We start from the raw sequence: 25,596 nt of genomic DNA, 5'->3' as shown, positions 1-25,596 counted from the left end.
TACCCCGGCGGCTTTTCCGCTACCGCCCGGCCGGGTGCCAGGGCGACTGCTGCTCGTACGCGGCGCGCCAGGTCTGCTGGTAGGCTCCCCGCGCCGGCGGCGGCAGGGTTGCGAGCACGGCCGCCCGGGTCTGCTCCGACGCTCCGTCGAGGAGCCAGGGGATGAAGGTCGAGGCACCCTCGGGCCCCAGTTGACGGCGCTGATCGGCGCCGAAGGCGCTCCACTCCTGCTTGGTGAGCAGGTCGACCACCAGCGGCAGGGCCTGGGCCTCCTCGTGGTCGAGGTGGTCGATCAGCGCCGTGGACAGCTGGTCCGCGAGTCCGGCCAGTCGCTGGGCGTCGTCTCCCGCGAGCTCGGTGTCGATGGCGTGCATGAGCGGGTCGAGCTCGGTGTGCTCCGCCTCCAGCGCGTCCAGCGTCGCCAGGTCCTGCTCCCGGCCGGGCAGGTGGCGGCGGATGGCCGGCCAGAGCGCATCGTCCTCCGCCTTGTGGTGGATCGTCAGGTAGCTCTTGACCAGCGACCATCCGGTGGCGAAGGCCTGCCGGTCGCTGTCCGTGCCGCCCTTCGCCGCGGAGGTCAGCCGCGCCAGGTCGCGGCGGAAGGCCTGGTGCGCCGCGTACATCATCGTGAGGTCGACGGCGTCGTCGGGGTCGGGAGTCGTGATGTCGTTCAACGTCACTCCTTGGTTCGCTGGTTGGTGTGGAAGCGGGCCTGGGGGTCGGGTCAGTCCGCGGGCTGCAGCGCCCCGTCGTCGGCGGGGCACAGCGGCTCGATCGGCAGTTCCCCGTCCGCCAGGTCGTCGGGGTGGTGGGAGAGTCGGCTCGGCCACCACATGCGCCGGCCGATGTCGAGGGTGAGCGCCGTGACCAGCACCGAGCGGACCACGAAGGTGTCCAGGACGACGCCGAAGGCCACCGCGAAGCCGAGCTCCGTGATCAGCGTCAGCGGAAGCACTCCCAGGACCGCGAAGGTGCCGGCGAGTACCAGACCCGCCGAGGTGATCACCCCGCCGGTCGTGGACAGCCCGATCCGCATCGCCCGGCGGGTCCCGTGCCGGGTCGTCTCCTCACGGACCCGGGTCATCAGGAAGATGTTGTAGTCGACGCCGAGGGAGATCAGGAACACGAAGACGAACAGCGGGAACGAGGGGTCCTCGGCCCCGAATCCGAAGCTGTGCTCGAACAGGAAGGCACTGCCACCGATGGCCGCGGCGAGGGACAGCGCCACGGTGGCGACGAGGACCAGCGGCGCCACCACGGACCGCAGGAGCAGCACCAGCACACCGAGGATCACGGCCAGCGCGATCGGCACGATCAGATTGCGGTCGTGCCGGGACGACCGGTCGACGTCCAGGTTGAGTGCGGTGTCACCGCCGACCAGTGCGTGTGCGCCCGGCACCGCGTGCACCGCGTCGCGCGCCCGGTCCACGGTGGCGTACGCGGCCTTGCTGTGCCACGGATCGCTCAGCGGGGCCGTCAGGTAGGCGTGCTCGCCCTTGACGACCGGGTCGCTCAGGCCGGCCGCGTCGATGCCGCTGATGGCCGTGAGTGCCTGCTTGACCTGGCCGGCCTGGTCCGCGGCGCTGATCACGACCAGCGGATTGCCCGCGTCGGAGGGGAAGTGCCGGGTCAGGGCCTGCTGGCCGGCGACGGAGTCCTGGTGGGTGCGGAAGGTCTGCTCGTCATCCAGTCCGACCGCGTTCAGCTGGGTCATGCCGAGGGCCATCCCGGCGAGGACCAGCGCCGTCACCACCCAGGTGGTACGGGGCCGGCGGGCGATGCCCCCGCTGAGCCTGGACCACACACCCGAGGCGGCCGGCGGCTCGCCGCCGAAGCGGGGCTGGCGCGGCCAGAAGATCCAGCGCCCGAACAGCACCAGCAGTGCCGGGAACAGCGTCAGCATCACGATCAGACCGGTGATGACACCGATCGCGAAGACCGGGCCGAGGCCCCGGGTCGAGTTCATGTCGGCGAACAGCAGGCACAGCATGCTCAGCGCCACGGTCGCGGCGCTCGCCAGGAGCGCCGGGCCGCAGCGCCGCAGCGCTTCCGCCATTGCCTGGAAGCGGTCCTCGTGGCGAATCAGCTCCTCGCGGTACCGCGCGACCAGCAGCAGCGCGTAGTCGGTGCCGGCCCCGAAGACCAGGATGGTGAGGATGAAGCTTCCGTCCGAACTGACCGTCAGACCACCGTACTTGGCGAACAGGTAGATGACCGCCTCTGCGCAGGTGAGCGAGATGCCGGCGGAGATGATCGGCAGCAGCCACAGCAGCGGGCTGCGGTAGGTGATCAGCAGGATCGCCACCACCACGGCGATCGTGGCCAGCAGCAGGCTGGAGTCCGCCCCGTCCGTCGCCTTGGCCTGGTCGGCGGTGGTGCCGGCCGGCCCGGTGACGTGGACGGTCATGCCGTCGGCGCTCCGCTGTGCCTGGTCGCGCATCGCGTGGACCACGTCGGCGGCCTTGTTGAAGTAGTCCGAGCCGAGGTCGAGCGGGACGACGATCTGAGCCGCGTTGCCGTCGGCCGACAGCGTTGGGCCCTCGACCTTGCCGACGAGGTCGGTGCGGCCGGCGAAGGTCCTGGCGTCCGCGTCGGCCTTGGCCTTGTCCGCCGCGGTCAGCCCGGACGCCCGCTCGTAGACCACCACGGCCGGCAGCAGGTTGCGGGCGGTGAACGACTCCTGGAGCTTGACGACCTGGGTCGACTCGGCCTTGCCGGGCAGGAAGGAGGCGAGGTCGTTCTTCTGGACGTCGGTCACCTTCTCGGCCAGTCCGGAGGCCACCACCACCGCGACCACCCAGAAGGCGAGCACCGCGTACCGCATCCACCGGGTGGTGACGAAACTCGCGAGGGACCTCTTCGGCTCCGCCGGCCCACCACGCGGGACCTGGGGAGAGGGGATGGACATGGCAGCGACTCGATTCTGTAGCAGAGGCAGGCGTGGACCAGGGCATCAGACTGGCGCCACGCGCTGGCAGAACGCTCACAGATCGCTGGCAGCGGGTGTGGGTCCGTATGAGGAGGCCCCCGGGCCCGGGCGGCGGGTCGGTGCCGGCCGGGCCCGGGGGCCGGGGGCGGCCCGGTTCACTCGGTGACGAAGTCGCCCATCATCGCCATGTCCTCGTGTTCGAGGTTGTGGCAGTGCAGCATGAACGCGCCGGTGTAGTCGGTGAACCGGACCGCGATCTCCACCGCCTCGCTCGCCTGCAGGTCGATGGTGTCCTTCCACCCGCCGTCGTACGGCCCGGGCTCCGCGTCGTTGCGCGAGAGCACCTGGAACGGGTTCAGGTGCACGTGGACGGGGTGGTGGAAGTCGGTGACGAACCGCCAGACCTCGATGTCGCCGAGCTTCGGGCGGGCGAGTGCGCGGCCGGGCTGGTACTCCTGGTCGTTGATCGTCCAGGTGTTCCAGCGGTCCTGTCGGAAGGCGAAGGTGCGGGTGGCCACCGCCCGTCCGCGATCCAGGCGTTCGATCGTGCTCAGCCGGTCCGGTACGGAGGAGTCGTCCGTGACCGGGGCCGAGGAGACGTCGAACCGCATCACCTCGGCGGTGCTGCCGCGGCCGAAGCGGTTCACCAGTCGCACCGAGGTGCCGGGCTGGTAGCGGGAGAAGTCGACCACCACGTCGAAGCGCTCCGCCGGCGCCAGCTCCAGCGCGTCGTGCCGCACCGGCCGCTCCAGCAGCCCGCCGTCGCCGCCGATCTGCACCAGCCCGTCGCCACCCGGCGGCTGCGGGTCGAGCTCCAGCCGGTACGGCCGGGCGTTGGAGGCGTTGAGCAGGCGCAGCCGGTAGCGTGCCCGGTCCGTCTTGAGTACCGGCCAGGGCGCGCCGTTGACCAGGATCACGTCGCCGAGAACGCCGTTCATGTACGCGTCGGTGACGCCCGGCACGTGCAGAGCGGCGTCGCTGGACGGGTACTGGAACGACCCGTCCTCAGCGAAGGACCGGTCGGCGATCATCAGCGGGATGTCGCGCTCGCCGTGCGGCAGCGGCAGGGACTGCTCCTCGTCGTCGTGCACGAGGTGGAACCCGGCCAGGCCCCGCCAGACACCCGGACCGGTGAAGCCCATCCGGTGGTCGTGGTACCAGAGCGTCGCTGCCCGCTGGTTGCCGGGGTAGGTGTGCACCCGCTCGCCCTGTGAGGTCTTTCCGACCGGCATCTGCTGTGACATCCCCGGCATGTTCATCCCCGCCATGGGCTCGCCGGAGCCCGAGGCGGGCAGCAGCAGGTCGATCGGGTAGCCGTCGCTGTCCGCCGGGGTGTGTCCCCCGTGCAGGTGGACCACCGTGGGCTGCGGGAGCTGGTTGCGGTGGCGCACCACGGTCTGGCGGCCGGATCGGGCGACCAGCGTGGGGCCGGGGAAGCTGCCGCCGTAGGTCCAGGCCGAGGTCTTGAGCCCGGGCAGGATCTCCAGCTGCGCCACCTGCTGGGTGATCTCGTAGTAGTCTGCGGCGGCGTCGGTGCGCACCGGCTGGAGCACGGCCGGCACGGGCAGCGGCACCTGGTACGGGCGGGGGAGGGGCGCGTGGCTGCGCAGCAGCCGGCCCGGCTGTCCCTTGCCGAACAGCGTCGCCCCGAACGGGGCGCCGACGGCCGCCACCCCGACGGCAGCGGCCCCGAGCGCCAGGAAGCGCCTGCGGTTGACGCTCCCACCGGTCACGAGGCGGCTCCGACCGGGTCGTCGGTCACGACCGGCGCCGGCGGTGCGGCCTTGGGGGGAACGGGTGTCCGCCAGGCCCAGCCGGCCATGAGCACGATCCCCGCGACGACCAGCACCCCCAGGGTGACGTGCGCTGCCAGCACCTGGGTGAACCCGAGTCTGATCTGGCCGGCGATCGCGGCGACCAGGACCAGCGAGACCCACACCGGCCAGCCGGGCCCCTTCCCGGTCGCTTTCACCAGGACGCCGGTGATCGCCTGGATCAGCGCCACACCCCCGAGCACCATGGCGTTGACCTGGTGCACCTTCAGCATGTCGTACTGCCCGTTGAGGAAGCTTCCCGCGAAGGTGGTCTGGGCGAGGCCGAGTAAGGCCAGCAGGGTTGACGTGACCCTGATGACGATGAATGGTGTTCGGGGAAGCGGCACTTGAGCTTTGCTCACAACGAATTTCCTTCTTGGAAACGGAACTTGACGCGTCTCGCGCCGAAGCAGCCGTCATGGTAACCGCCGCGCGTGGACGCTACCGGGCACTCGCACCCGGGAACAGGTGTTCAGTCAGCAAGAGCGAAGAAGACAGCGGTACCGCCCGCCTGTGACCATGGGCGTGTCGGTGTCCAGCCGAACGACAGCCGCCCAGCCGGGCCCGCGCAACGCCTGTCCGGCCATGGGCCCCTGCCTTGTCGAGACGGCCGCCGACCGTCTTCAGCGCGCCCGGAAACCAGTAAGGCTGCCTGCTCACAGGCCGGGCCCGACCCTGTCGTCATGCCCGCGAACCTCACGACGAGCAGCCGGACATCCGGCACGACCCACAACCGCGAGCTCAGGGGGAGCAACCGTGGAACATGTCATCGAGCGTGCCGTCATGACCATAAGAGAGCATTACTCGGAGCCGCTCAGCCTGGACAGCCTGGCCAGGCCGAGCATGGTGAGCAAGTTCCACTTCCTCAGGTCGTTCCGGCGCATCACGGGGGTGACGCCGGGACGTTTCCTGACGGCCGTCCGTCTGCAGGAGGCCAAGCGCCTGCTGCGGACCACGTCGTACAACGTGGCCGACATCTCGGCGCAGGTCGGATACGGAAGCACCGGGAGTTTCACCCGCCGGTTCACGGAATCGGTGGGGTACTCACCCACCGAGTTCCGGAGAATCGCCCGGAGCGGCGACACCGGACCGGGGCGAATCTCCTGTCGCACTGAGGCCTCCCCGGCGACCGGCGAGATCTCCGGTATCGCGCGGACGGCGGACCGCACTGTTTCGGCCATCTTCATCGGTGTTTTCGACAGCCCGATCCTCGAACGGCAACCCGTGACCAGCACGGTCATCACCGGCCCGGGCGCCTTCCGACTGACCGACGTGCCCGCGGGGCCCTGGTACCTGCATGCGGTGACGTACGACGCGCACGCCCAGGCCGCACCGGCTCCGTCCGAACGCCCGCTCCTGGTCGACATGGTCGGCCCGGTGGAGGTCACCCCGGGTGCCCGGCTCACCGTCGAACTGACGGCCCGCCCGTCGAACTGGACGCGCCCGCCGATCCTGCTCTCCCTGCCGGACCTCGCCGATCTCGCCGTGACGGCCTGACGGTCACCCGAACCCGGCCCCCGGTCAGCCCAGCGGACGCCACCGCGGCGCGGTGCTGACCGGGGACAGCTCTTCGGCGATGGCACGCAGCACCGGCGCCGGGTCGTCGTGCAGGAAGAAGTGGCCGCCGTCGAACATCCGTACCGTGCAGCCGGCTGAGGTGTGAAGCTGCCACGCGTGCAGCTCCCCGGTGGTCGCCACAGGGTCGGCCGTGCCGCCCAGCACCGACACCGGACAGTCCAGCGGCGGCCCGGGCTGCCACCGGTATCTCTCGGAGACGGCCAGGTCCGCACGCATCGTCGGCAGCAGCATCGACAGCGCCGACGGGTTGTCCAGCAGTTCCGCCGGAGTGCCGTCGAGCCCCTTGAGATAGGCCACCACATCGGCCACGGGGGCGTCGTGCACCGGGCGCGAGCGGGCCGGCAGATGCGGGGCCCGGCGGCCGGAGGCCAACAGCCGTACCGGCTCCGGCAGTCCGCAGCGGCGCAGCTCCCGGCACACCTCGTAGCCGATCAGTGCGCCCATGCTGTGCCCGAACCAGGCGTGCGGCCGGTCGAGCCAGGGCGCCAGCGCGCGGACCAGGGCCGGGACCAGCTCGTCGAGCCGGCTGATCGGGCGCTCGCGGTACCGGGCCTCCCGGCCAGGCAGGCGGATCGCCACCACCTCGATCTCCGGCCCCAGCCGGGCACCCCACGAGTGGTAGGGGCCGGCCCCGCCGCCGGAGTGGGGCAGGCAGAACAGCCGGAGGGCGGCGCCCGGCCTGGGTTGCCAGCGCACACCCCAGTCCTCGGGACGAGTGGATGCCGGCCGGCGGCTGATCGGGGTGTGCGCGTCCATTCTGGGTTCTCCTGTGGGCTTGGATCAGCGGAACCGGGTACCCGGCGAGCGGGGTCGAGAGGCGGCGGCGGTCGGCCGGGGGTCGTCCGGGCTCTCGCCGACCGGACGCGGGCGCAGCAGCCGGTTCAGGGCGGCCGTCCGGTGTTCGGAGAGCACCGACTCGGCGCACTCCGCGGCGTAGAGGCCGATCAGGCTGTGGAAGCGGTAGAGATCCCGGCCCGCCTCCTCCAGCAGGTGGCTGTCGGCGAGCGTCGCCAGCTGCCGGGCGGCCCACTCCTCGTCGCGCCCGGTCAGGGCGGCGGCCGCGGCGGCCGTGATCTCCATGTCGTGGCACATGCCGAGCAGTTGGAAGGTCCTGGCGGCATCGGCCGGGAGCAGCCGCAGCGAGGCGGCGAAGGCGGTCCGCAGACTGGCCGCGACATCGCCCTCGACGGCGAGCCGGTCGAGCCGGCTGTGCTCGGCGGTGTGGTCCTGGACCAGCTCCTCCAGGGTCAGCCTCGGCTGAGCCATCAGTCCCTCGGCCGCGATCCGCAGCGCCAGCGGCAGATTGCCGCAGAGTTGCGCCAGCCGCGCGGCGGCAGGGCGCCCGTCGCCCTGGGCCTGTTCGCCGATCAGGTAGCCGAGCAGTTCGAGGGAGGCCTCCGGCGCGAGCGGGGCGAGGCCGATGCGGTAGGCGCCGTCCAGGGCGGCCAGACCGTGCAGCTTGCGCCGGCTGGTGATCACGGCGCAGGACGGCCCCCGGGGGATCAGCGGTCGCACCTGTTCGGCGGTGAGCGCGTCGTCGAACACCACCAGGACCCGGCGGTCGTGCAGCAGGCTCCGGTAGAGGGCGGCACGGCCCGGGACGTCCTCGGGCATCTGCTCGTCGGGCACGCCGAGGCTGCGTAACAGCTGTGCCAGGGCCTTGATCGCGCTGAGCGGCTCCCGGTCCGGAGCGGAACCGCACAGGTCGACGAAGAGCTGGCCGTCGGGGAAGCGGTCGGAGACCTGGTGGGCCAGGCGCAGTGCCAGCGCGGTCTTGCCGATGCCGGGTGCCCCCTCCACCACGGCGACCGTGGCGAACGCGGCCGGCCGCAGGCGTTCGAGCAGCACGACGTGCCGCAGCCGCGCGAGCTCGGCCGACCGGCCGGTGAATCCGCGTGCGGCGGGCGGGAGTTGGACCGGCGTCGGGACGGCGGCGAGGCCGGGCGGGGCGCCCGGCGGCTCGGCCGGCGCGACCGGACGGGCGGCCGCCAGGGCCGAGGCGGGTGCGGGCGTGGGCAGGTCGAGGTCGGGATGCCCGCCGAGGATCTGCTCGTGCAGGGAGCGCAGTTCGGGACCGGGCTCGATGCCGAGCTCGTCGTCGAGCAGCCGGCGGGTCTCGCGGTAGACCTCCAAGGCGTGGGCGCGACGCCGGCCGCGGTACAGGGCCAACATCAGCAGCCAGCGCAGCCGCTCGCGCAGCGGCTCCCTGAGCACCAGGTCGGACAGGACGGTGACCGACTCCGTGTGCCGCCCCGCGGCGAGCAGGGATTCCGCCCACTCCTCGCCCGCGGTGACCTTGAGCTCCTGCAGCCGGACGCGTTCCATCTCGGCGAACGGACCGGGAACGTTGGCGTAAGCGTCGCCGTGCCACAGGGCCAGCGCGTCCTCGTAGGCGCGGACCGCGCCCTCCACGTCCTGGGCCGCCCGAAGCCGGCGGGCCTGCGCGTGACCGCGGACGAACCGCTCGATGTCCACCGCCTCGGCGTCCATGCGCAGCGCGTACCCGCCGCTGGCCGAGACCAGGACACCGCCGGACTCCCGCGGTCCGCGGTCGGGTTCGAGGACCCGGCGCAGTCCGGCCACGTAGGTGTGGACCCCGTTGAGTACGCTGGGAGGGACGGCGTCTCCCCAGACGGCGTTGACGATCTGCTCGATCCCCACGACCTCGTTCACCCGGCTGGCGAGAAGTCCCAGAACGGCCCGCTGTTTCGGCGGACCGATCAGCACCTGCTCGCCCCGGATCCATGTCCTCATCGGGCCCAGCAGTTCAAGCCGCATGTTTCCCCCGTATCGGCCGAGGTGGAGTACATCCGCGTGTGTCGGATCGATACCCGTGAGCGGGCGCGCTCCCGGCGGACCGTACCCAGGCTGAGTGTTCGGCCGATCGTGTGTCATCGCCCAGATTGCTCAGGCGGGTGGCGTGATCACGCAGGTGCCCGGCCGGGGGTTCCTTGACATGCCCGTTGCGCTCTGTTTGCCTGTCAGGCTCTACCGCATCTTCGAGCACGATGTTGGCAACTCACGGGGGAGTTCTGATGCGAGCGGAGATTGAGAGAGTCGTCGTCGGGATCCGGGAAGGATACGACGAGGGGCTCACGCTGACCGCGTTGAGCCGGATGGCACGCCTGAGCCCCTTCCACATGGCCCGGGTCTTCCACGAGGAGACCGGCCTGCCGCCGGCCGCCTTCCTGACGGCGGTCCGGATGGAGGAGGCCCGTCGAAAGCTCCTGCACAGCCGGGACAGCGTGGCCGACATCGCCGTCCAGGTCGGATACACCAGCCTCGGCGCGTTCACCACCAGGTTCACCAAGACCATCGGCATTTCACCCGGGCGCTACCGCCGGCTCACCGAACTCGGCCCGGAGGCGGTCGACTTCGTCGCGGGCGGGGACGACGCCCCGTTCGCCTACGGCTCGATCGTCGGACGGACCAGGCGTAGCGACGGCTGCACCGACGAGGCGGTGTACATCGCGGCCTTTCCCGCCGGCTCGGGCCGCGGGGCGGCACAGCCGCGCCGGCGGCTGGCCCGGTGCCGCCGGGTGCAGCACAGCGCCGGTCTCTGGCGGATCGCGCACGTGCCGGTCGGGCGCTGGTTCGTCCAGGCGGTCTCGCACGGCCGGGCCGGCCGGGAGTCCATCGTGGTCGGGACGGCTGGTCCGGTACGGGTGGAGCCGGGGGCGGTGATCCAGGTCGACCTGACCCTCGAAGCGGCCCACCGGCAGCGGCCGGTCGACGAGGCGCGGGCGGCACTCGGCGGTGCGCTCCCCGAGTTGTTCAAGGCGTGACCGGACCGTCCCGCGGCGGCCGGGGCGGGGCCCGTTGAGCAACATGGGAGATGACACTCCGCGGACGGCCTCCCCAGACTCGGCTTAGGTGCCACGAACTGCCGTGGTGTGTAGCCGAATTGAAGGGGAGGCCAGGTGGATTCCATCGGCCGGAACGCGGTGGTCATCGGCGGCTCGATCGGAGGACTTCTTGCGGCGCGTGTCCTGGCCGACCGGTACGAGCAGGTGACTGTCATCGATCGGGACGCACTGCCCGAGGATGCGGTCGACCGTAAGGGGGTTCCGCAGGGAGGCCATGCGCACGCCCTGCTGATCACCGGCCGGATGAAGCTGGAGGCGCTCTTCCCCGGGCTGACGAACGAGCTCATCGCCGGGGGCGCGGTTCGCTTCGACCCGGGCCGTGATCTTCTGTTCCATCAGATGGGTGCGCCGCGAGTGGCGTACACCAGCGGCAAGTTGGGGATCAGTTTGAGCCGCGCGTTCCTTGAGCACACAGTCCGGCGGGGGGTTGCCGCGCTCCCGAACGTGGAGATCCGCGACGGCCTGACGGCCGACGGCCTGACCGGTTCCACCGGCCGCGTCACCGGGGTGGAGCTGGACGACGGAACGACCCTGCCCGCCGACCTGGTGGTCGACGCGAGCGGGCGCAGCGCCGGACGGGCGGACCGCTGGCTGGAGGCCTTCGGCTGCCCGGCCCCGCCGGTCGGCACCGTCAAGATCGACGTCGGGTACACCACCCGGATGCTCCGGCGGCGCCCGGGCGACCGGATGCTCGACGACGCCCTGCTCTACCTGATGGCGGCCGTCCCCCCGCACGACAAGCGGGCGGCAGCCGTGTTCGCGGTCGAGGGCGGCCGCTGGATGGTCACCCTCGGTGGCTGGCACCGTTCGCACGCGCCGGTCGACCCGCAGGGTTTCGACAAGTTCGCGGCCGAGCTCCCGTCCCCGCACGTCGCGGAACTCCTGGAGCGGTGCGAGCCGTTGAGCGACGGGGACGCCCGGAAGTTCACCTACCCGCAGGCCCGCCGGCGCTATTTCGAGTACCTCGCCCAGCCGCCGGCCGGTTATGTCGCCATCGGCGACGCCATCTGCAGCTTCAACCCGCTGTACGGCCAGGGCATGACGGTCGCGGCCCTGGAGGCGCTGGCCCTGGGTCGGTCGCTGGATCGGTGCCGTTCGGCCTCCTCGGCGATGGCGCGCCGTTACTACCGGTCGGCCGCCAAGGCCATCGCGACCCCGTGGCAGATGGCGACCGGAGGAGACTTCGCCTACCCGGAGACGGTGGGCCGCAAGCCGTTCGGCGCCGACGTGATCAACCGCTATGCCCGCCAGGTGATGCTGGCCAGCCATGTCTCGGTACCGGCCCACCGGGCCCTGCTCGAGATGCAGCACCTCCTCGCACCGCCGAGCTCGATCCTGCACCCCATGACGGTCGTCCGCTCGCTGCTCGCCGCCCGCTGCTCGCCGGCCCGGCGGTGACACCCGCGATCCTCCGGTCACTAATCGCGCGGCGGCCGTCACCGCCGGCCGCCGCCCCGTGCCACATCTTGGAGGGAAACATCTCCGAACACGTCCTCGCCGCCGTCGAGCGGCTCTACACCGGTCTCGGCAAGGCGGACATCGAGCAGGTGCTCGAGCTGTTCGATCCCGAGGTCGAGATCGTCACGCCCGAGTCGCTGCCCTGGTCGACCGGGCACTATCGCGGCCTGGAAGGCGCGGCGGAGTACTTCGGGAACGCCCTGCGGTATCTCGCGGAAACCGGGTTCGTCGTGGACGAGATTCGGGTGTCCGACGAGTGGGTCGCGGCCATCGGCACCTGGAACGGGCGATTTCGTTCTAGCGGTGGGGAGTTCTCGGTGCGGTTCGTGCACTTCTGGACACTTCGCAACGGAAGGATCATCAAGGGCGAGGGAATCGCCGAAACGCACGGGATCGTGCACGCGCACCGGATGACGTGATTTGACGATCAGTCGAATCGTTCATCGCCAACTGTCCAGACGGGGCGGCCGTCTGGACACACCACTGTAACCCGGCGGGATCGCCGCGAGGTGACCAGAGAAGCTCCAGATCCTCTGCAGGCTTCGCGACAAGACTGTTTGGAACCGCTCCGTTGGAATGCGATCGGCGCCCGCACGGCGCACGGTCGCGACCGGATCGAACAAGGGAAGGTCTACGCATGCCGTCCAATCTCGTTGGCGTACCCGAGGAATTCGACGTCATAGTCGTCGGCGGTGGACCCGCCGGCGCGACCACCGCGGGCCTGCTGGCCAAGCGCGGCCACAAGGTCCTGGTGCTCGACCGCGAACGCTTCCCCCGCTACCACGTCGGCGAGTCGCTGATCCCCGCCTTCATGCGCCCGATGGAGGAGCTCGGCATCACCGAACGCATGGACGCCCGAGGCTTTGAGCGCAAGTACGGCGGCACGCTCGTCTGGGGCAACAAGCAGGTGCCGTGGAACTTCTCGTTCATCGAGGGCGGCGCCTACCCGTACGCCTTCCACACCCGCCGCGCCGACATGGACTCGCTGATCCTCGACCGCGCCCGCGAGCTCGGCGCGTTCATCGTCGAGGACGCCACGGTCAAGGAGCCGATCGAGGAGGACGGCCGGGTCACCGGTGTCCGCTTCACCCTGCGCGGCACCGACGGAACGTACCAGGCGCGCGCCAAGCTGGTGATCGACGCCTCCGGCCAGTCCCGGCTGCTCAGCCGCCGCTACGCCGAGGTCACCTGGCACGAGGAGCTGCGCAACGTCGCCGTCTGGACGTACTTCGACAACTGTGAGCGCCTGCCGGGCGACGAGTACACCAACATCCTGATCGAGGGCCTGGACGAGGGCTGGTTCTGGGCGATCCCGCTGGACAAGGGCACCGTCAGCGTCGGCTACGTCACGCGGTCCTCGGAGGCGGGCAAGAACGGCCAGTCGCTGGAGGACCTGTTCCTCGCCGAGGCGGCGAGGTCGACCAAGCTCAAGAAGATGATCGCGGGCGCCAACCAGGCGGCCGGCTGGCGTACCGCCCGCGACTGGTCGTACACCAGCGAGGCCTTCCACGGCAACGGCTGGGTGTGCGTCGGCGACTCGGCCGCCTTCGTCGACCCGCTGTTCTCCACCGGTGTCGCGCTCGCCACCCTGGCCGGCAGTGTGCTGTCGAAGATCGTCGACCAGATCATCAAGCACCCGGAGATCGAGGAGCAGGCGCTCAAGCGCTACGCGACCGCCTACCGCGGCTTCTTCGACGAGATCCGCGCGTTCGTCGAGCGCTTCTACGACCGCACCAAGTACAAGGAGTTCTACTACAGCCTGGCCCAGGAGATGGTCGACCCGGACAAGGAGCGCGAGCCCTCCGCCGACTTCGTCCAGCTGATCTCCGGTCTGAGCGGTAAGCACCCGATGCTCAACCTCAAGCTCGACGACCTGGTCGCCGACGCCGGAAACTGACTATCCGTCCGCCGTGAAAGGTGAACGAGGAAGCGGCCAATGACGAGCCATCAAGTGCAGTTCCTGTTCTTCGACCTGGCACTGATCATCCTTCTGGCCCGCGGGTTCGGTCGCCTGGCGGAGCGGGTCAAGCAGCCGCCCGTGGTGGGGGAGATCCTCGCAGGTGTGCTCCTAGGGCCCACGCTGTTCCACGGGACGATGTCCTCGTGGCTCTTCCCGGCCGACATCCGGCCGTTGCTGACCGGTATGGCCAATGTCGGCGTCGCGCTGTTCATGTTCACCGTCGGCCTCGAACTGGAGGCCGGCGCGCTGCGCGGACGCGGACGGATGGCGGTCGGGACGGCGGCGGGCTCGACGCTGGTGCCCTTCGTCCTCGGCCTGGGCCTGGGCCTCTACCTGCTGAGCAACCACCACAGTCAGCGGGGCGTCGCGTTCGTGGTCTTCGTGGGTCTGTCGGTCTCCGTGACGGCATTCCCGGTGCTGGCCCGGATCCTGATCGACCGGGATCTCGGCCGGACCGCGCTCGGCAACATCGCCCTGGCCGCCGCCGCGGTGGTGGACGTGGTGGCCTGGACGGCGCTGGCCGCCGTACAGGCCACCGTCGGCGGCGGCAACGAGCACTGGCGGCTGCTGCTCGGCATCCCGTACCTCCTGTCGCTGGTGTTCGTGGTGCGGCCGCTGCTGCGGGTCGTCCTCGCCCCCGGCGGCCGGGCGGCGCCGCTCACCAGCTGGCGGCTGGCCGTGGTGGTGGTCGGCTCGCTGCTCTCCGGCGCGGCCACCGAGGCGATGGGAATGCACTTCATCTTCGGAGCCTTCCTGTTCGGCGTCGCGGTGCCGAGCTGGGGCCTCGCCTCCCTGCGAGGTGAGATCCACGAGAGTGCCGGCCGGGTCGCCTCGCTGCTGCTGCCCATCTACTTCGTGGTGGCCGGCCTCAAGGTCGACCTCAGCGGTGTGCGCGGGAGCCAGGCGCTGGAGCTCGCGGTCATCCTGCTGGTCGCGGTCGTCGGGAAGTTCGGCGGCAGCTACCTCGGGGCCCGCACCCAGGGTCTTCCGCCGAGGCCGGCCTCGGCGCTGGCCATCCTGATGAACACCCGGGGGCTGACCGAGCTGGTGATCCTCGGGATCGGTCTCCAACTCCAGCTCCTCGACGGTCCGTTGTATTCGCTCATGGTGGTGATGGCGGTGGTGACCACGGCGATGACCGGCCCGCTGCTGTCCCGCGCCTACGCCAAGCCCGTGGTGGTCCCCGCGAGTCCACGCGCCAGGGAGCCCGAGCGCGTCAGCGCCTCGTCCGCGTGAACCGCAGATCCGAAAGGGAACCCATGCGATTGGTGGAACGGGAACGGGAGCTGGCCGAGCTGGTGGCCCTGCTCTGTCAAGGTGCCCACGGCGGCGGCGCGGCCCTGATCGGCGGCGGCATCGGATGCGGCAAGACCGAGTTCCTCGCGGAGGTGAAACGGCTGGCCCTCGGCGCCGGCTTCGAGGTCCTGAGCGGTGTCGGCTCCTGGGCCGAACGGGACGCGCAGGGGGGAGTGCTCAACCAACTGCTGAGATCGGCCGGCCGGCCGGCGGTCGCCGAGATCACCATGGACGCCCTGTACCAGCTCTGCGACGAGCTGGTGCGGGCGTCCGCGAACGGCCCGATGCTGATCTGCGTCGACGACGTCCAGTTCGCCGACCGGGTGTCGCTCCACGGGATCCTGAAGCTGCTCCAGCGGCTGCGGGACCTGCGGGCGGTGCTGGTGTTCGTCGACTGCGCGCTGTCCCGGCCGGCGCACCCGGAGCTGCATGCCGAGCTGATCCGGCAGCCCAACTACCGTCGGGTCACCCTGGGCCGGCTGTCGGCGGCCGGGGTGACCGCGCTGTTGGCCCAGGAGTTCGGCGCCGCGTCGGCCGCCGTACTCGGCGCCGCCTGTCACGCGGTCAGCGGCGGGAACCCGCTCCTCGTCCGGGCCCTGATCCAGGACCACCGGCGCGCCTGCGCCGCGTCACCGGGGGCCGTCGGCGAGCCGGCCACCGGCGAACTGAGCGTCGGCGAGGTGTACGGCGACGCCGTGCTCGGCAGCCTCTACCGCGGTAGACCCGTGCTGCTCCGGACCGCCCAGGCGCTCGCCGTCCTCGACGGCTGCCAGGGCGCCCGGGACCTGGTGGCGCGCCTGATCGGGGAGGAGCCCGACACCGCCGCCCGTGCCGTCGACACGCTGGACACGGCCGGACTGCTGGACGGCGGCCGACTGCGCCACCCGGTGGCCCGCCAGGCTGTGCTGGACAGCCTCCGCGCCACCGACCGGGCCGACCTCCACGTCCGTGCGGCCGAACAGCTCTACCAGGACGGTGCGCAGGCCACCCGGGTCTCGCACCACCTGCTCGCCGCCGGCCCGGCCGCCACCCTCCCGACGGCCGACCGCGGGGGCCGGCTGCCATGGGCGGTGTCCGTGATGCGTGAGGCGGCGGAGCAGCACCTGGCGGGCAACCGCGCCGCCGACGCGCGCAGGTGCCTGGAGGCGGCACTGCGGCTCAGCGACGACGACCGGACCCGGGTCGGCCTGCGGGCACTGCTAGCCTCCACCGTCTGGATGCTCAACCCCTCCATCAGCACACCGCACCTCGGCGAGCTGGCGATCGCCCTGCGCGAAGGCCTGCTGCCCGATCGCAGCGCGCTGATCCTCGCCAAGTACCTGCTGTGGCACGGCCGTTTCGACGAGGCGGCGGAGGCCATCGCGCGGATCGGCACCCGTCCGGAGCGGCCGGACCCCGGGGACGCCGCCGAGATCAGGGCGACTCGCGAACTGCTCTCCGCGACGTATCCCGGGCTGGTGGCCCCGGACCGGGAGGACGGTGAGGACGCCGACCCGCGGATCAGGGCGGCGGGGGCCCTGTCCCGCGTCCTCGCCGAGGGCCCGGACGCGACGGCGGTGGCCCAGGCGGAGGCGGCGATGCGCGCGCTGCGGCTCGGCAAGAGCACCCAGGAATGGTTGATGTGCGCGGTCGCGGCGCTGGCCTTCGCCGACCGGCTGGAGGCCGCGGGGAACTGGTGCGACCACTGGCTGGAGGAGTCCCGGGCGCGCCATGTGCCGCTGTGGGTGGCCGAGTTCGCCTCGCTCCGGGCCTCGATCGCGCTCCGCCAGGGCGCCCCCGTCCGGGCCCGTCAGCTGGCCGAGGCGGCCCTCGCCCAGGTGCCGGCCGCGAGCTGGGGGGTGTGCATCGGCGGACCGCTGGCCAACCTGGTTCAGGCGGCCACCGATACCGGCGATCTGGCGGCCGCCGCCGAGTACCTCCAGGTGGCGGTTCCGGACGGCATGTTCTGCAGCCGCTTCGGCCTCTACTTCCTGCACGCCCGGGCCCGGTACCACCTGGCGACCGGGCGCGCGTACGCGGCGCTCGACGACCTGACGACCTGCGGCGAACTGGTCCGGGCCTGGGGCTTCGACCAGCCCACCCTGCTGCCCTGGCGCAGCGAGGCGGCCCGCGCCCACCTGGCCCTGGGGGATCTGCCCCAGGCCCGGGAGCTCGCCCTGGAGGAACTGGAGCTGGCGGGAGAGCGGCCGGTGCGGGCGCGGGCGGTCGCGCTGCGCGCGGTCGCCGCCACCAGCGACCGGACCGAGCGCCCCCGGCTGCTGGCCAAGGCGGTCGAGATCCTCCAGTCCTGCGGAGACCGGCTGCAACTGGCTGGGGCACTGGCCGACCTCGGCCGCGCCCACGCCGAGACCGGCCACCCGGCGCAGGCCCGCCCGGTCCTGGGCGAGGCGCTGCGGCTGGCGGAGGAGGCGGGAGCGGCTCCGCTCGTCCGCGAGCTCAGGGCCGCCGGGGCCGCTGTGGTGGGCACGGTCGCGGCGGACCGGGCCGCCCGATGGGCCCGACTCAGCGAGGCGGAGCGGAGGGTGGCGGTCCTGGCCGCCCGGGGCCACACCAACCGGGAGATCGCGGAGCGGCTCACCGTCACGGTGAGCACGGTCGAACAGCACATCACCAGGATCTTCCGAAAGCTCGGCGTCCGGACCCGGCAGGAGCTGCCGACCGCCCGTGTGCTTGAGGCAACTGTGAAGTAGAGAGATGGAGTTGAGCGTATGAAGACCAGTGGTCAGGTGAACCAGTACGACGTCGCGATCCTCGGCAGCGGCATGGCCGGCGGCATGCTCGGCGCGGTGCTGGCGCGCAACGGCGTCCGGGTGCTGCTGCTCGACGCCGGCACCCACCCGCGCTTCGCCGTCGGCGAGTCCACCATCCCGTACACCTCCGGCATGACCCGCCTGATCGCGGACCGCTACCAGGTGCCCGAGCTGAAGGCGCTCTCCAGCTTCAAGGGGATCCGCCGCAAGGTGTCGCCGAACTGTGGCCAGAAGCAGAACTTCGGCTTCGTGTACCACCGCGAGGGGCGGTCCCAGAACCCGTCCGAGATCAACCAGCTGGTCGTGCCTTCGGCGATCCGGACCGAGACCCACCTGTTCCGCCAGGACATCGACGCCTACCTGTTCCACCTGGCGGTCAAGTACGGTGCCGACCCGCGGCAGGGGATCCGGATCGCCGACGTGGAGATCGACCCGGACAGCGGAGGCGTCCTCCGGGCCGAGAGCGGCGAGGAGTTCCGGGCGCACTATGTGGTCGACGGCAGTGGCTTCCGTTCGCCGCTCGCCGAGAAGTTCGAGCTGCGCGAGACGCCGACCCGGGCCCGCACCCACTCCCGCTGCCTGTTCACCCACATGGTCGGGGTGAAGCCGTTCGACGACTCGCCGACCGCCAGGCGGCACAAGCAGCCCAACCCCTGGCACCACGGAACGCTGCACCACGTCTTCGACGGCGGCTGGCTGTGGGTCATCCCCTTCGACAACCACCCGGACTCGCTCAACCCGCTGTGCAGCGTCGGCCTCACCCTCGACCCCCGGGTGTTCCCCAAGGGCGAGGCCGGCCCGCAGGAGGAGTTCAACGCCTTCCTGGCCCGCTTCCCGGAGATCGCCTGGCAGTTCCAGGGAGCCAAGGCCGTCCGGCCGTGGGTGTCCACCGGGCGGCTGCAGTACTCCGCCAAGCAGGTGGTCGGCGAGCGGTTCTGCCTCACCTCGCACGCCGCCGGCTTCATCGACGCGCTGTACTCGCGTGGTCTGACCAACACCATGGAGCTGGTCAACGCCCTCGGCTGGCGCCTGATCGCGGCCTCGCGGGACGGCGACTGGTCCCTGGAGCGGTTCGCCTACCTGGAGAGCCTGCAGCAGGGCCTGTTCGACTTCCACGACGACCTGGTCTACAGCTCCTTCGTGGGCTTCCGCGACTACGAGCTGTGGAACGCCGTCAACCGCACCTGGATGCTCGGCACCATGCTCGGCAACGTGATGCTGGAGGACGCCCACTACCGCTTCGAGCGGAGCCGCAGCGAGAACGTCTTCCGCGACCTGGAGATGAGCGAGCGCCCGGGATCGCCCCTGCCGGTCAGCGCCGGCTTCAACGAGATGGGCGTCCTCGCCCGCGAGCAGTGCCTGGCCGTCGAGGCCGGGGCCGTCACGCCGGCCAAGGCGGCCGAGCGGATTCTGGAACACATCGGGAACGCCGATTTCATTTCGCCTTCATTCAGGCTCGGCGAGCGCGGGACGAACTGCTTCAATATGACACCCGGGAAGATGGCGATGAATGCCCGCTGGTGTCGTACCGACGCGCCGCCGGAAATCGGACCGCGCATGATCAATGCCAGTAAGGGGCTGGTCCGTCTCCGGCTACGGGGTGGTATCTGACAGCCCCTAGTGCCTCTCGGGGCGACCCCAGCGAACACCTCTGAGAAATCAGGGGTGTTCGCTGTCGAAAAGGCGGAGGTAGGGTCCTGGGCAAGTGGACGCCGTTGTTCGTGCGAGACGAGAAGGCACCGCATGGAAGCGTATTCAGCTCATGACCCCGCAGACCTGATCGCCGTTGTCGGAATGGCCGGACGATTTCCCGGTGCCCCGGACGTCGACAGCTTCTGGTCCCTGCTGATGGACCGCCGGGACGCCATTTCGCCCGTGCCCGCCGAGCGCTGGGACACCTCGCGGCAGCTCGACCCCGAGAAGGAGATCCAGTCCGTCGGCGGATTCATCGACGGCGTGGGCCTTTTCGATGCCGGTTTCTTCGGCATCTCCCCGCGCGAGGCCGCCGCCATCGATCCGCAGCAGCGCCTGCTGCTGGAGGTCGGCTGGCAGGCCCTGGAGGACGCCGGACAGCGCGCCTCCGACCTGGCCGGCAGCCGTACCGGCGTCTACGTCGGAGCCTCCTGGCACGACTACGAGCTGTTGCGCCTGGAGCGGGGTGCCGACCCGACGCCGCACAGCCTGTACGGCAACGCGCTGGACGTGATCGCGGCCCGGCTCTCGTACGTGCTCAAGCTGCGCGGCCCCAGCATGGCCGTGGAGACGGGCTGTTCCTCCTCCCTGGTCGCCCTCCACCTCGCCGCCCAGGCCCTGCGCAGCGGGGAGATCGACGCGGCGATCGTCGGCGGCACCAACCTGATGCTCGACCCGCACGTGACGATCGGACTCACCCACTTCGGCGGCCTGTCCCCGGACGGTCGCTGCAAGGCCTTCGCCGCCTCCGCCAACGGCTTCGTCCGCGGCGAGGGCGTGGCCGCGCTCGTGGTGAAGACCCTGGAACGCGCGCTGGCGGACGGCGACCGGATCCACGGCGTGGTGGTCCGTACCGCCGTGAACAACGACGGTGGTGGCGAGAGCCTGGTCACCCCGAGCCCGGCCGGGCAGGAGGACCTGCTCCGCCAGGCCTACGGGGACGGAACGGTGCCCTACGGAGCCCCCGCCTACATCGAGGCGCACGGGACCGGCACCGGCCGCGGCGACCCGATCGAGGCGACCGCCATCGGCACCGTGATCGGCCGCGACCGCGACCCCGGGAACCCGGTCCACATCGGCTCGGTGAAGACCAACATCGGCCACCTCGAAGCGAGCGCCGGCATGGCGGGGCTGTTCAAGCTGCTGCTCGCGCTGCGGCACCGCGTCGTCCCGCCCAGCCTGCACTCGGCCGAGCTCAACCCGGAGATCCGATTCGACGAGCTGAACCTCCGGGTGGTCCGCGAGCCGCTGGCCCTGCCCGCGACCGGACCGGTCTACCTGGGCGTCAACTCCTTCGGCTGGGGCGGGACCAACGCCCATGTGGTGGTGATGAGCCCGCCCGAGACCACCGCGGCGGCCGGCGGCCGGGAAGCGCGCACCGGACTGCCCGCGGTGCTGCCGATCTCCGCGCACGAGCAGCCCGTCCTGGTCGAGCGCGCCCGGCAGCTGACCGACCTGGTCGGCGAGGAGGCCGCGGGGCTCACCGAGCTGGCCGGTGCGCTGGCCTGGCGGCGCGACCACTTCCCGGTCCGCGCCGGCTTGGTCGCCGCCGACGCCGGCCGGGTGCGGGCCGCCCTGGAGGCCGTCGCCGAGCGGCCCGAGGCGGAAGCCCCCGGCCTGGTGGTCGGCCGGGCCGTCCCGCACCGCCGCACCGCCTTCGTCTTCCCCGGCCAGGGCTCGCAGTGGAGCGGCATGGGCCGCGAACTCCACAGGGACAGCCCGCTGTTCAAGGAGATCATCGACCGCTGCCACGCCGCCCTCGCCCCGCACACCGACTGGGACCTGACCGCGATCTTCTCCGGCGCCGCGGACGAGGAGTGGACCACCCGGATCGACATGCTCCAGCCGACCCTGTGGGCGATGTCCCTCGGCCTCGCCGAACTGTGGCGGGCGAGCGGCGTGGAACCGGACGTGGTCCTCGGCCACAGCCAGGGCGAGATCACCGCGGCCACCCTGGCCGGCATCCTCTCCTACGAGGACGCCGCCCTGGTGATGGCCCGCCGCAGTGCCATCGCCCGCCGCACCTCCGGCCACGGCCGGATGCTCGCCGTCGACCTCGACCGCGAGTCGGCACTCGCCGCCCTCGAAGGCTTCGAGGACAGCGTCTCCCTGGCCGTGCACAACGGTCCCAACTCCTGTGTGCTGTCCGGGGAGAAGGACTCCGTCCTGATGCTCCAGGAGCTGCTGGAGGCCGACGGCACCTACTGTCGGTTGGTCAACGTCGACTACGCCTCGCACAGCCCGCAGATGGATCCACTGCACGACGACCTGTTGGCCGCCCTCGCCCCCGCACGGCCGCGGGCCGCAGCCGTCGACCTGATGTCCACGGTCCGGGTCCGCCGCCTGGACGGCCCCGAGATGGACGCCGCCTACTGGGTGGAGAACCTGCGCAGCCCGGTGCAGTTCGCCGACGCCATGGGCGCCCTGCTGGACGACGGCGTCACCCATGTCGTGGAGATCAGCCCGCACCCCGTGCTGACCCCCGCCATCGAGCAGCTGACCGCCGGCCGTGCCGAACCGGTCGCGGTGCTGCCCACGCTGCGCCGCAACCACGGCAGCACCGACCAGCTGGCGCTCGCCCTGGCCCGGGCCTACACGGCCGGTCTCGAGCCGTTCCGCGAGCTCCCGCGGACCGCCGTACCAGCGATGCCCGGTTATCCGATGCGGCGCGAGAGCCACTGGGTGCCCGCCCGCTCGCGCACCCACGGCGCGGCCCGCGGCTTCGAGGCGCCGCTGACCCCGGCGCCCGGCGAACCCGGCAGCTGGCACGGCTCCCTGGAACTCTCGCTCACCGACCTGCCCTGGCTCGGCGACCACCAGGTGCTCGGCACCCCGGTGCTGCCAGGGGCCGCGATGCTCGCCATCGCCGTGAACACCGTACGGGCGCGGACCGGTGAGCCCCCGCGCCGGCTGGAGCGGGTGGTCCTGCACAAGGGCGTCGCCCTCGGCGACAAGGCGACCCGGCTGACCGCCCGGTGGCACGACGACACCGCCGGCGGCGGCTTCCGGCTGCTGTCGCTGGCCGAGGGCGCCACCGACTGGGAGGTCAACGCCACCGCCTGGGCCGGGCTGCGCGACACCCCGGGGCCGGTCCCCGAGTTCCCCGCCTGGGCGGAGGGCGTCGAGCCGCGAGCCGTCGAGGACTTCTACCGCACCTGGGTCGCCCGCGGCCTGGAGTACGGCGCCGCCTTCCAGGGCGTCCGGTCCCTGCGCACCGACGGCGACGGCCGGCGGGCCCTCGGCGAGGTCGTCCTCGCCGACCGGCTGCACGCCGGCAACCGGGCGCACGTGCTGCACCCGGCCCTGTGGGACGCCGCCCTGCAGGTCTCCCTGGCACTGTGCGAGGACTACGCCGCCGCGTCCGCCCTGGTGCCCACCGCGGTCGCCGGCGTCGAGCTGCTCGGCACCTCCGAACGGCCCGTCACCACCGTCTGGTCCCACGCGGTGCGGCGAGCGGAGGGGCTGGTGGATCTTGAGGTCTTCGACCAGGACCGGATGCCGCTGCTGGTCATGACCGGCCTGGAACTGCGCCCGCTGCCCGGCTCCGACACCACCCGCGGCTCCGACGCCGAGCGGCTGCACCGCGTCGAGTGGACCGAGCCGGAGCCGCGGCCGGCCGCCGCGGCCGCCACCGGCCGCTGGCTGGTCTGCGGCGACGACCACCCACTCGGCGACGGGCTCGCGGCCGCCCTGACCGCTGCGGGAGCCACGGTGTCCCGCACCGCCACCGGCGAGGGCCTCGGCGGTCCGACCGAGCTCGACGCCGTGGTGTTCCTCGCCCCGGACGCCGCGGCCGGGCACCAGGCCCAGCAGGACGGGCTGAGCCGGCTCGCCACCCTGGCGGCGGGCTGCGCGGACCTGCCGGTGCCCCCGCGCCTGGCCGTGGTCACCTCCCGCGCGCAGGCGGCGGCCGCCGGCGACCGGCCCGACCCAGGTGGGGCGCTGTACTGGGGATTCACCCGGGTCCTGGCACGCGAGCACGGCGAGCTGGCCCCCAGGCTGGTCGACGTCGACCCCGCGGACCCCGACCGGGTCGCGGCCTTGCTGGCCGAACTGCAGGTCGACGACGCCGAGGACCAGGTGGCCCTGCGCGCCGGACGGCGACTGGTCGCCCGGATCGGCCGCGGCGAGGACCGCTCGACGACGGCCGGGGCCCTGCCCGTCCCGCGCACCCGCGCCCGGTCGTTCCGGATCGCCACCGAGGGCGCCGGCACGGCCGAGGGGTCCGCACTGCCGCTGGCCCGGCGCGCTCCGGGACGGGACGAGATCGAGATCGAGGTCACCGCCGCCACCGTCGGCCGAGTCGGCCCGTCCGCTCAGGTCGGCGGGTTCGCGGGCCGCGTCGTCGCCGCGGGAGCCGACACCGCCTTCACCGTCGGCGACCGGGTGGCGGCCTGCGCGGCCGAGGCGCCGGCCAGCCACCTCGCCGTCCGCGCCGAGCTGGCCCGGCCGGTCCCCGACCACCTCGACGACACCGAGGCCGCCGTGCTGTCGGCCGCCGTGGCCGGCGCCTGGTACGCGCTCGTGGACCTCGGACGGCTGGAGGCAGGGGAGACCGTGCTGATCCACGCCTGCGGTTCCGCGCTCGGCCTCGCCGCGGTCGAGCTCGCCCGCGAACTGGGGGCCTGGGTGATCGCCACCGCGGAGAGCGCGGCGGTGCGGGAGTACCTCGACGCGCGCGGGGTCGACGAGGTCGTCGACGCCGCCGGTGCGTCCTGGGTCGACGCGGTGCGAGAGGCGACCGGCAGCCGCGGGGTCGATCTTGTCCTTGGGTTCGGCGGGGGCGAACTCGTCCAGGAGGTGCTGGCCGAGGACGGCCGCCGCGTCGAATTCGACGGGCCGGGCCGCCCGGCCGTCCTGCGCGCCGGTGCCGGCCTCGCCAGGGCCGATCTGCCCGGACTGCTGGCACGTCGGCCGGCCCGCTTCGCCCGGGCCCTTCGGACGGCCTGGGACCTGGTCGCCGATGGCAAGCTCAAGCCGCTGCCGGTCCGCCCGCACACCTTCGCGGAAGCGGCCGCAGCACTGCACGAGGCCGCCTCGGCCGAGGGACCGGCGCAGCCCGTACTGGTCGATGCCGCGACCGTCACGGAGGTGACCGCGGTTCCGCTGACGGACGGCCGGTTCCGGGCCGACGGCAGCTACCTCATCACCGGCGGCCTTGGTGAACTCGGCCTCTCGCTGGCCGGGTTCCTCGCCGAGCACGGTGCCGGGGCTTTGATCCTGCTCGGGCGCTCGGAACCGGGCGAAGCCGCGGCCGGCCGAGTGGCGGCCCTGCGGGCGCGGGGTACCCGGGCCGAGGTGGTGCGGGCGGACGTCGCCGACCGGGCTTCCCTGGAACACGCGCTGGCCGGGGTACGGGAGCAACTGCCGCCGCTGCGCGGCGTGGTGCACGCCGCCGGGCTGCTCGCCGACGCCACCGTGCGCAATCTGACCGGGCAGCAGGTGGCCGAGGTGCTGGCGCCCAAGACCGCCGGCGTTCGCAACCTCGACGCGGTCACCGCCGACGACCCACTCGACCTGTTCGTGCTGTTCTCCTCCGCCGCCGCCCTGGTCGGCAACGCCGGCCAGGCCGCCTACGCGGCGGCCAACGCCTACCTCGACGCCTTCGCTGAGGCCCGCCGCCGCCGGGCCAGGCCCGCCCTCAGTGTCCAGTGGGGCCCCTTCACGGGAATCGGCCTCGCCGCCCGGGACGACCAGCGCGGCGCTCGGCTGGAGGAGCGCGGCATGGGCGGCTTCCCGACTGACGAGGCCTGGTCGGCGCTGGTCCGGATGCTGGGCCGCGACGAAGCGGTCACGGGCTACGTGCCGATCAACCTCCGGCAGTGGTTCGACGCCTACCCGGACACGGCGGCGCTCACCAGCTGGCAGTGGCTGCACGCCGCCGCGCGGGACGGCTCGGACACCGCCTCCGGCGGCGAGTTCCTCGCCTGCCTGCTGGCGGCCGACCCGGACGGCCGGTCCGAACTGGCCGAGGCCCGGATCCGCGAGCTGGCCGGCCGGGTGCTGCGCCTCGACCCCGAACGGGTGGAGCGCGAGACCCCGTTCAAATCGCTCGGCCTCGACTCGCTGATGAGTCTTGAACTGCGCAACCGCCTGGAGTCGGCGTTCGGCATGAGGCTGTCACCGACCCTGCTGTGGGCCTACGGAACCGCCGGTGCACTGGCCGGCGCCCTGTGCTCCCAACTGGCGGAGCAGGAGCGCGAATCGATCTGACTGAACGTCAGATACCCCCGTCACGTCAGATCCGAGTACGA

The 25,596-nt window shown here is 72.1% G+C and carries 15 protein-coding genes; 9 read left to right on the top strand and 6 right to left on the bottom strand.

All coding sequences use genetic code 11. The annotated features are described in order from the left end of the window. Positions 1-19 precede the first annotated feature (19 nt). The 4 genes from ACFQ87_RS26250 to ACFQ87_RS26235 form a co-directional block, all read right to left on the bottom strand. Positions 20-673, bottom strand: a complete 654-nt coding sequence (locus ACFQ87_RS26250; RefSeq protein WP_380613264.1) for a hemerythrin domain-containing protein — start codon at positions 671-673, stop codon at positions 20-22. A gap of 50 nt (positions 674-723) precedes the next feature. Beyond that, positions 724-2,823 carry an MMPL family transporter gene (locus ACFQ87_RS26245; RefSeq protein ID WP_380613263.1) on the bottom strand — a complete coding sequence of 700 codons (2,100 nt, stop codon included), beginning with the start codon at positions 2,821-2,823 and terminating at the stop codon, positions 724-726. Positions 2,824-3,083: 260 nt separating this feature from the next. Beyond that, positions 3,084-4,661, bottom strand: a complete 1,578-nt coding sequence (locus ACFQ87_RS26240; RefSeq protein WP_380613262.1) for a multicopper oxidase family protein — start codon at positions 4,659-4,661, stop codon at positions 3,084-3,086. Beyond that, positions 4,658-5,104: a hypothetical protein gene (locus tag ACFQ87_RS26235; protein ID WP_380613261.1), complete on the bottom strand. Its 447-nt coding sequence runs from the start codon at positions 5,102-5,104 to the stop codon at positions 4,658-4,660. The genes ACFQ87_RS26240 and ACFQ87_RS26235 overlap by 4 nt, the downstream gene beginning before the upstream one ends. Positions 5,105-5,525: 421 nt before the next feature. Between ACFQ87_RS26235 and ACFQ87_RS26230 the strand changes: the two genes are divergently transcribed. Beyond that, positions 5,526-6,239 (top strand): helix-turn-helix transcriptional regulator, encoded by a 714-nt coding sequence (locus ACFQ87_RS26230; protein ID WP_380613260.1) that lies wholly within the window; start codon positions 5,526-5,528, stop codon positions 6,237-6,239. A gap of 24 nt (positions 6,240-6,263) precedes the next feature. Here ACFQ87_RS26230 and ACFQ87_RS26225 read toward each other — a convergent pair whose 3' ends face one another. After that, entirely contained in the window at positions 6,264-7,076 is an 813-nt protein-coding gene (locus ACFQ87_RS26225) for a thioesterase II family protein (protein WP_380613259.1), read from the bottom strand. Between the two features lie 24 nt (positions 7,077-7,100). Further along, entirely contained in the window at positions 7,101-9,098 is a 1,998-nt protein-coding gene (locus ACFQ87_RS26220) for a BTAD domain-containing putative transcriptional regulator (RefSeq protein WP_380613258.1), read from the bottom strand. 257 nt (positions 9,099-9,355) lie between these two features. Here ACFQ87_RS26220 and ACFQ87_RS26215 point away from each other — a divergent pair, with 257 nt between their 5' ends. The 8 genes from ACFQ87_RS26215 to ACFQ87_RS26180 all read left to right on the top strand — a co-directional run bounded on the left by ACFQ87_RS26215 (position 9,356) and on the right by ACFQ87_RS26180 (position 25,555). Next, positions 9,356-10,105, top strand: a complete 750-nt coding sequence (locus tag ACFQ87_RS26215; RefSeq protein WP_380613257.1) for a helix-turn-helix transcriptional regulator — start codon at positions 9,356-9,358, stop codon at positions 10,103-10,105. Positions 10,106-10,240: 135 nt separating this feature from the next. After that, entirely contained in the window at positions 10,241-11,584 is a 1,344-nt protein-coding gene (locus ACFQ87_RS26210; protein ID WP_380613256.1) for an NAD(P)/FAD-dependent oxidoreductase, read from the top strand. Beyond that, a complete protein-coding gene (locus tag ACFQ87_RS26205; RefSeq protein WP_380613255.1) occupies positions 11,581-12,063 on the top strand; it encodes a nuclear transport factor 2 family protein in 483 nt (160 codons plus the stop codon). The genes ACFQ87_RS26210 and ACFQ87_RS26205 overlap by 4 nt, the downstream gene beginning before the upstream one ends. Positions 12,064-12,281: 218 nt before the next feature. Then, complete coding sequence (locus ACFQ87_RS26200) at positions 12,282-13,541, top strand: NAD(P)/FAD-dependent oxidoreductase (RefSeq protein ID WP_380613254.1); 1,260 nt, start codon at positions 12,282-12,284, stop codon at positions 13,539-13,541. 39 nt (positions 13,542-13,580) lie between these two features. Then, complete coding sequence (locus ACFQ87_RS26195) at positions 13,581-14,840, top strand: cation:proton antiporter (RefSeq protein ID WP_380613253.1); 1,260 nt, start codon at positions 13,581-13,583, stop codon at positions 14,838-14,840. Positions 14,841-14,863: 23 nt separating this feature from the next. Continuing rightward, positions 14,864-17,590, top strand: a complete 2,727-nt coding sequence (locus ACFQ87_RS26190) for a LuxR C-terminal-related transcriptional regulator (protein WP_380613252.1) — start codon at positions 14,864-14,866, stop codon at positions 17,588-17,590. A gap of 18 nt (positions 17,591-17,608) precedes the next feature. Continuing rightward, positions 17,609-19,261: an NAD(P)/FAD-dependent oxidoreductase gene (locus tag ACFQ87_RS26185; RefSeq protein WP_380613251.1), complete on the top strand. Its 1,653-nt coding sequence runs from the start codon at positions 17,609-17,611 to the stop codon at positions 19,259-19,261. 132 nt (positions 19,262-19,393) lie between these two features. Next, on the top strand, positions 19,394-25,555 hold the full coding sequence (locus ACFQ87_RS26180; RefSeq protein WP_380613250.1) for an SDR family NAD(P)-dependent oxidoreductase: 6,162 nt from the start codon (positions 19,394-19,396) through the stop codon (positions 25,553-25,555). The last annotated feature ends 41 nt before the right edge of the window (positions 25,556-25,596 follow it).

The organism is Kitasatospora sp. NPDC056531, from assembly GCF_042794375.1.
Lineage (GTDB): Bacteria > Actinomycetota > Actinomycetes > Streptomycetales > Streptomycetaceae > Kitasatospora.
Note: the sequence above shows the minus strand (reverse complement) of the source record. Positions and strands in the feature narration are given on the sequence as shown.

Coding starts and splice junctions, on each gene's coding strand:
- ACFQ87_RS26245 (WP_380613263.1), bottom strand. CDS start 2,823: ATGCGGTACGCGGTGCTCGCCTTCTGGGTGGTCGCGGTGGTGGTGGCC.
- ACFQ87_RS26230 (WP_380613260.1), top strand. CDS start 5,526: ATGACCATAAGAGAGCATTACTCGGAGCCGCTCAGCCTGGACAGCCTG.
- ACFQ87_RS26225 (WP_380613259.1), bottom strand. CDS start 7,076: ATGGACGCGCACACCCCGATCAGCCGCCGGCCGGCATCCACTCGTCCC.
- ACFQ87_RS26220 (WP_380613258.1), bottom strand. CDS start 9,098: ATGCGGCTTGAACTGCTGGGCCCGATGAGGACATGGATCCGGGGCGAG.
- ACFQ87_RS26215 (WP_380613257.1), top strand. CDS start 9,356: ATGCGAGCGGAGATTGAGAGAGTCGTCGTCGGGATCCGGGAAGGATAC.
- ACFQ87_RS26200 (WP_380613254.1), top strand. CDS start 12,282: ATGCCGTCCAATCTCGTTGGCGTACCCGAGGAATTCGACGTCATAGTC.
- ACFQ87_RS26195 (WP_380613253.1), top strand. CDS start 13,581: ATGACGAGCCATCAAGTGCAGTTCCTGTTCTTCGACCTGGCACTGATC.
- ACFQ87_RS26190 (WP_380613252.1), top strand. CDS start 14,864: ATGCGATTGGTGGAACGGGAACGGGAGCTGGCCGAGCTGGTGGCCCTG.
- ACFQ87_RS26185 (WP_380613251.1), top strand. CDS start 17,609: ATGAAGACCAGTGGTCAGGTGAACCAGTACGACGTCGCGATCCTCGGC.
- ACFQ87_RS26180 (WP_380613250.1), top strand. CDS start 19,394: ATGGAAGCGTATTCAGCTCATGACCCCGCAGACCTGATCGCCGTTGTC.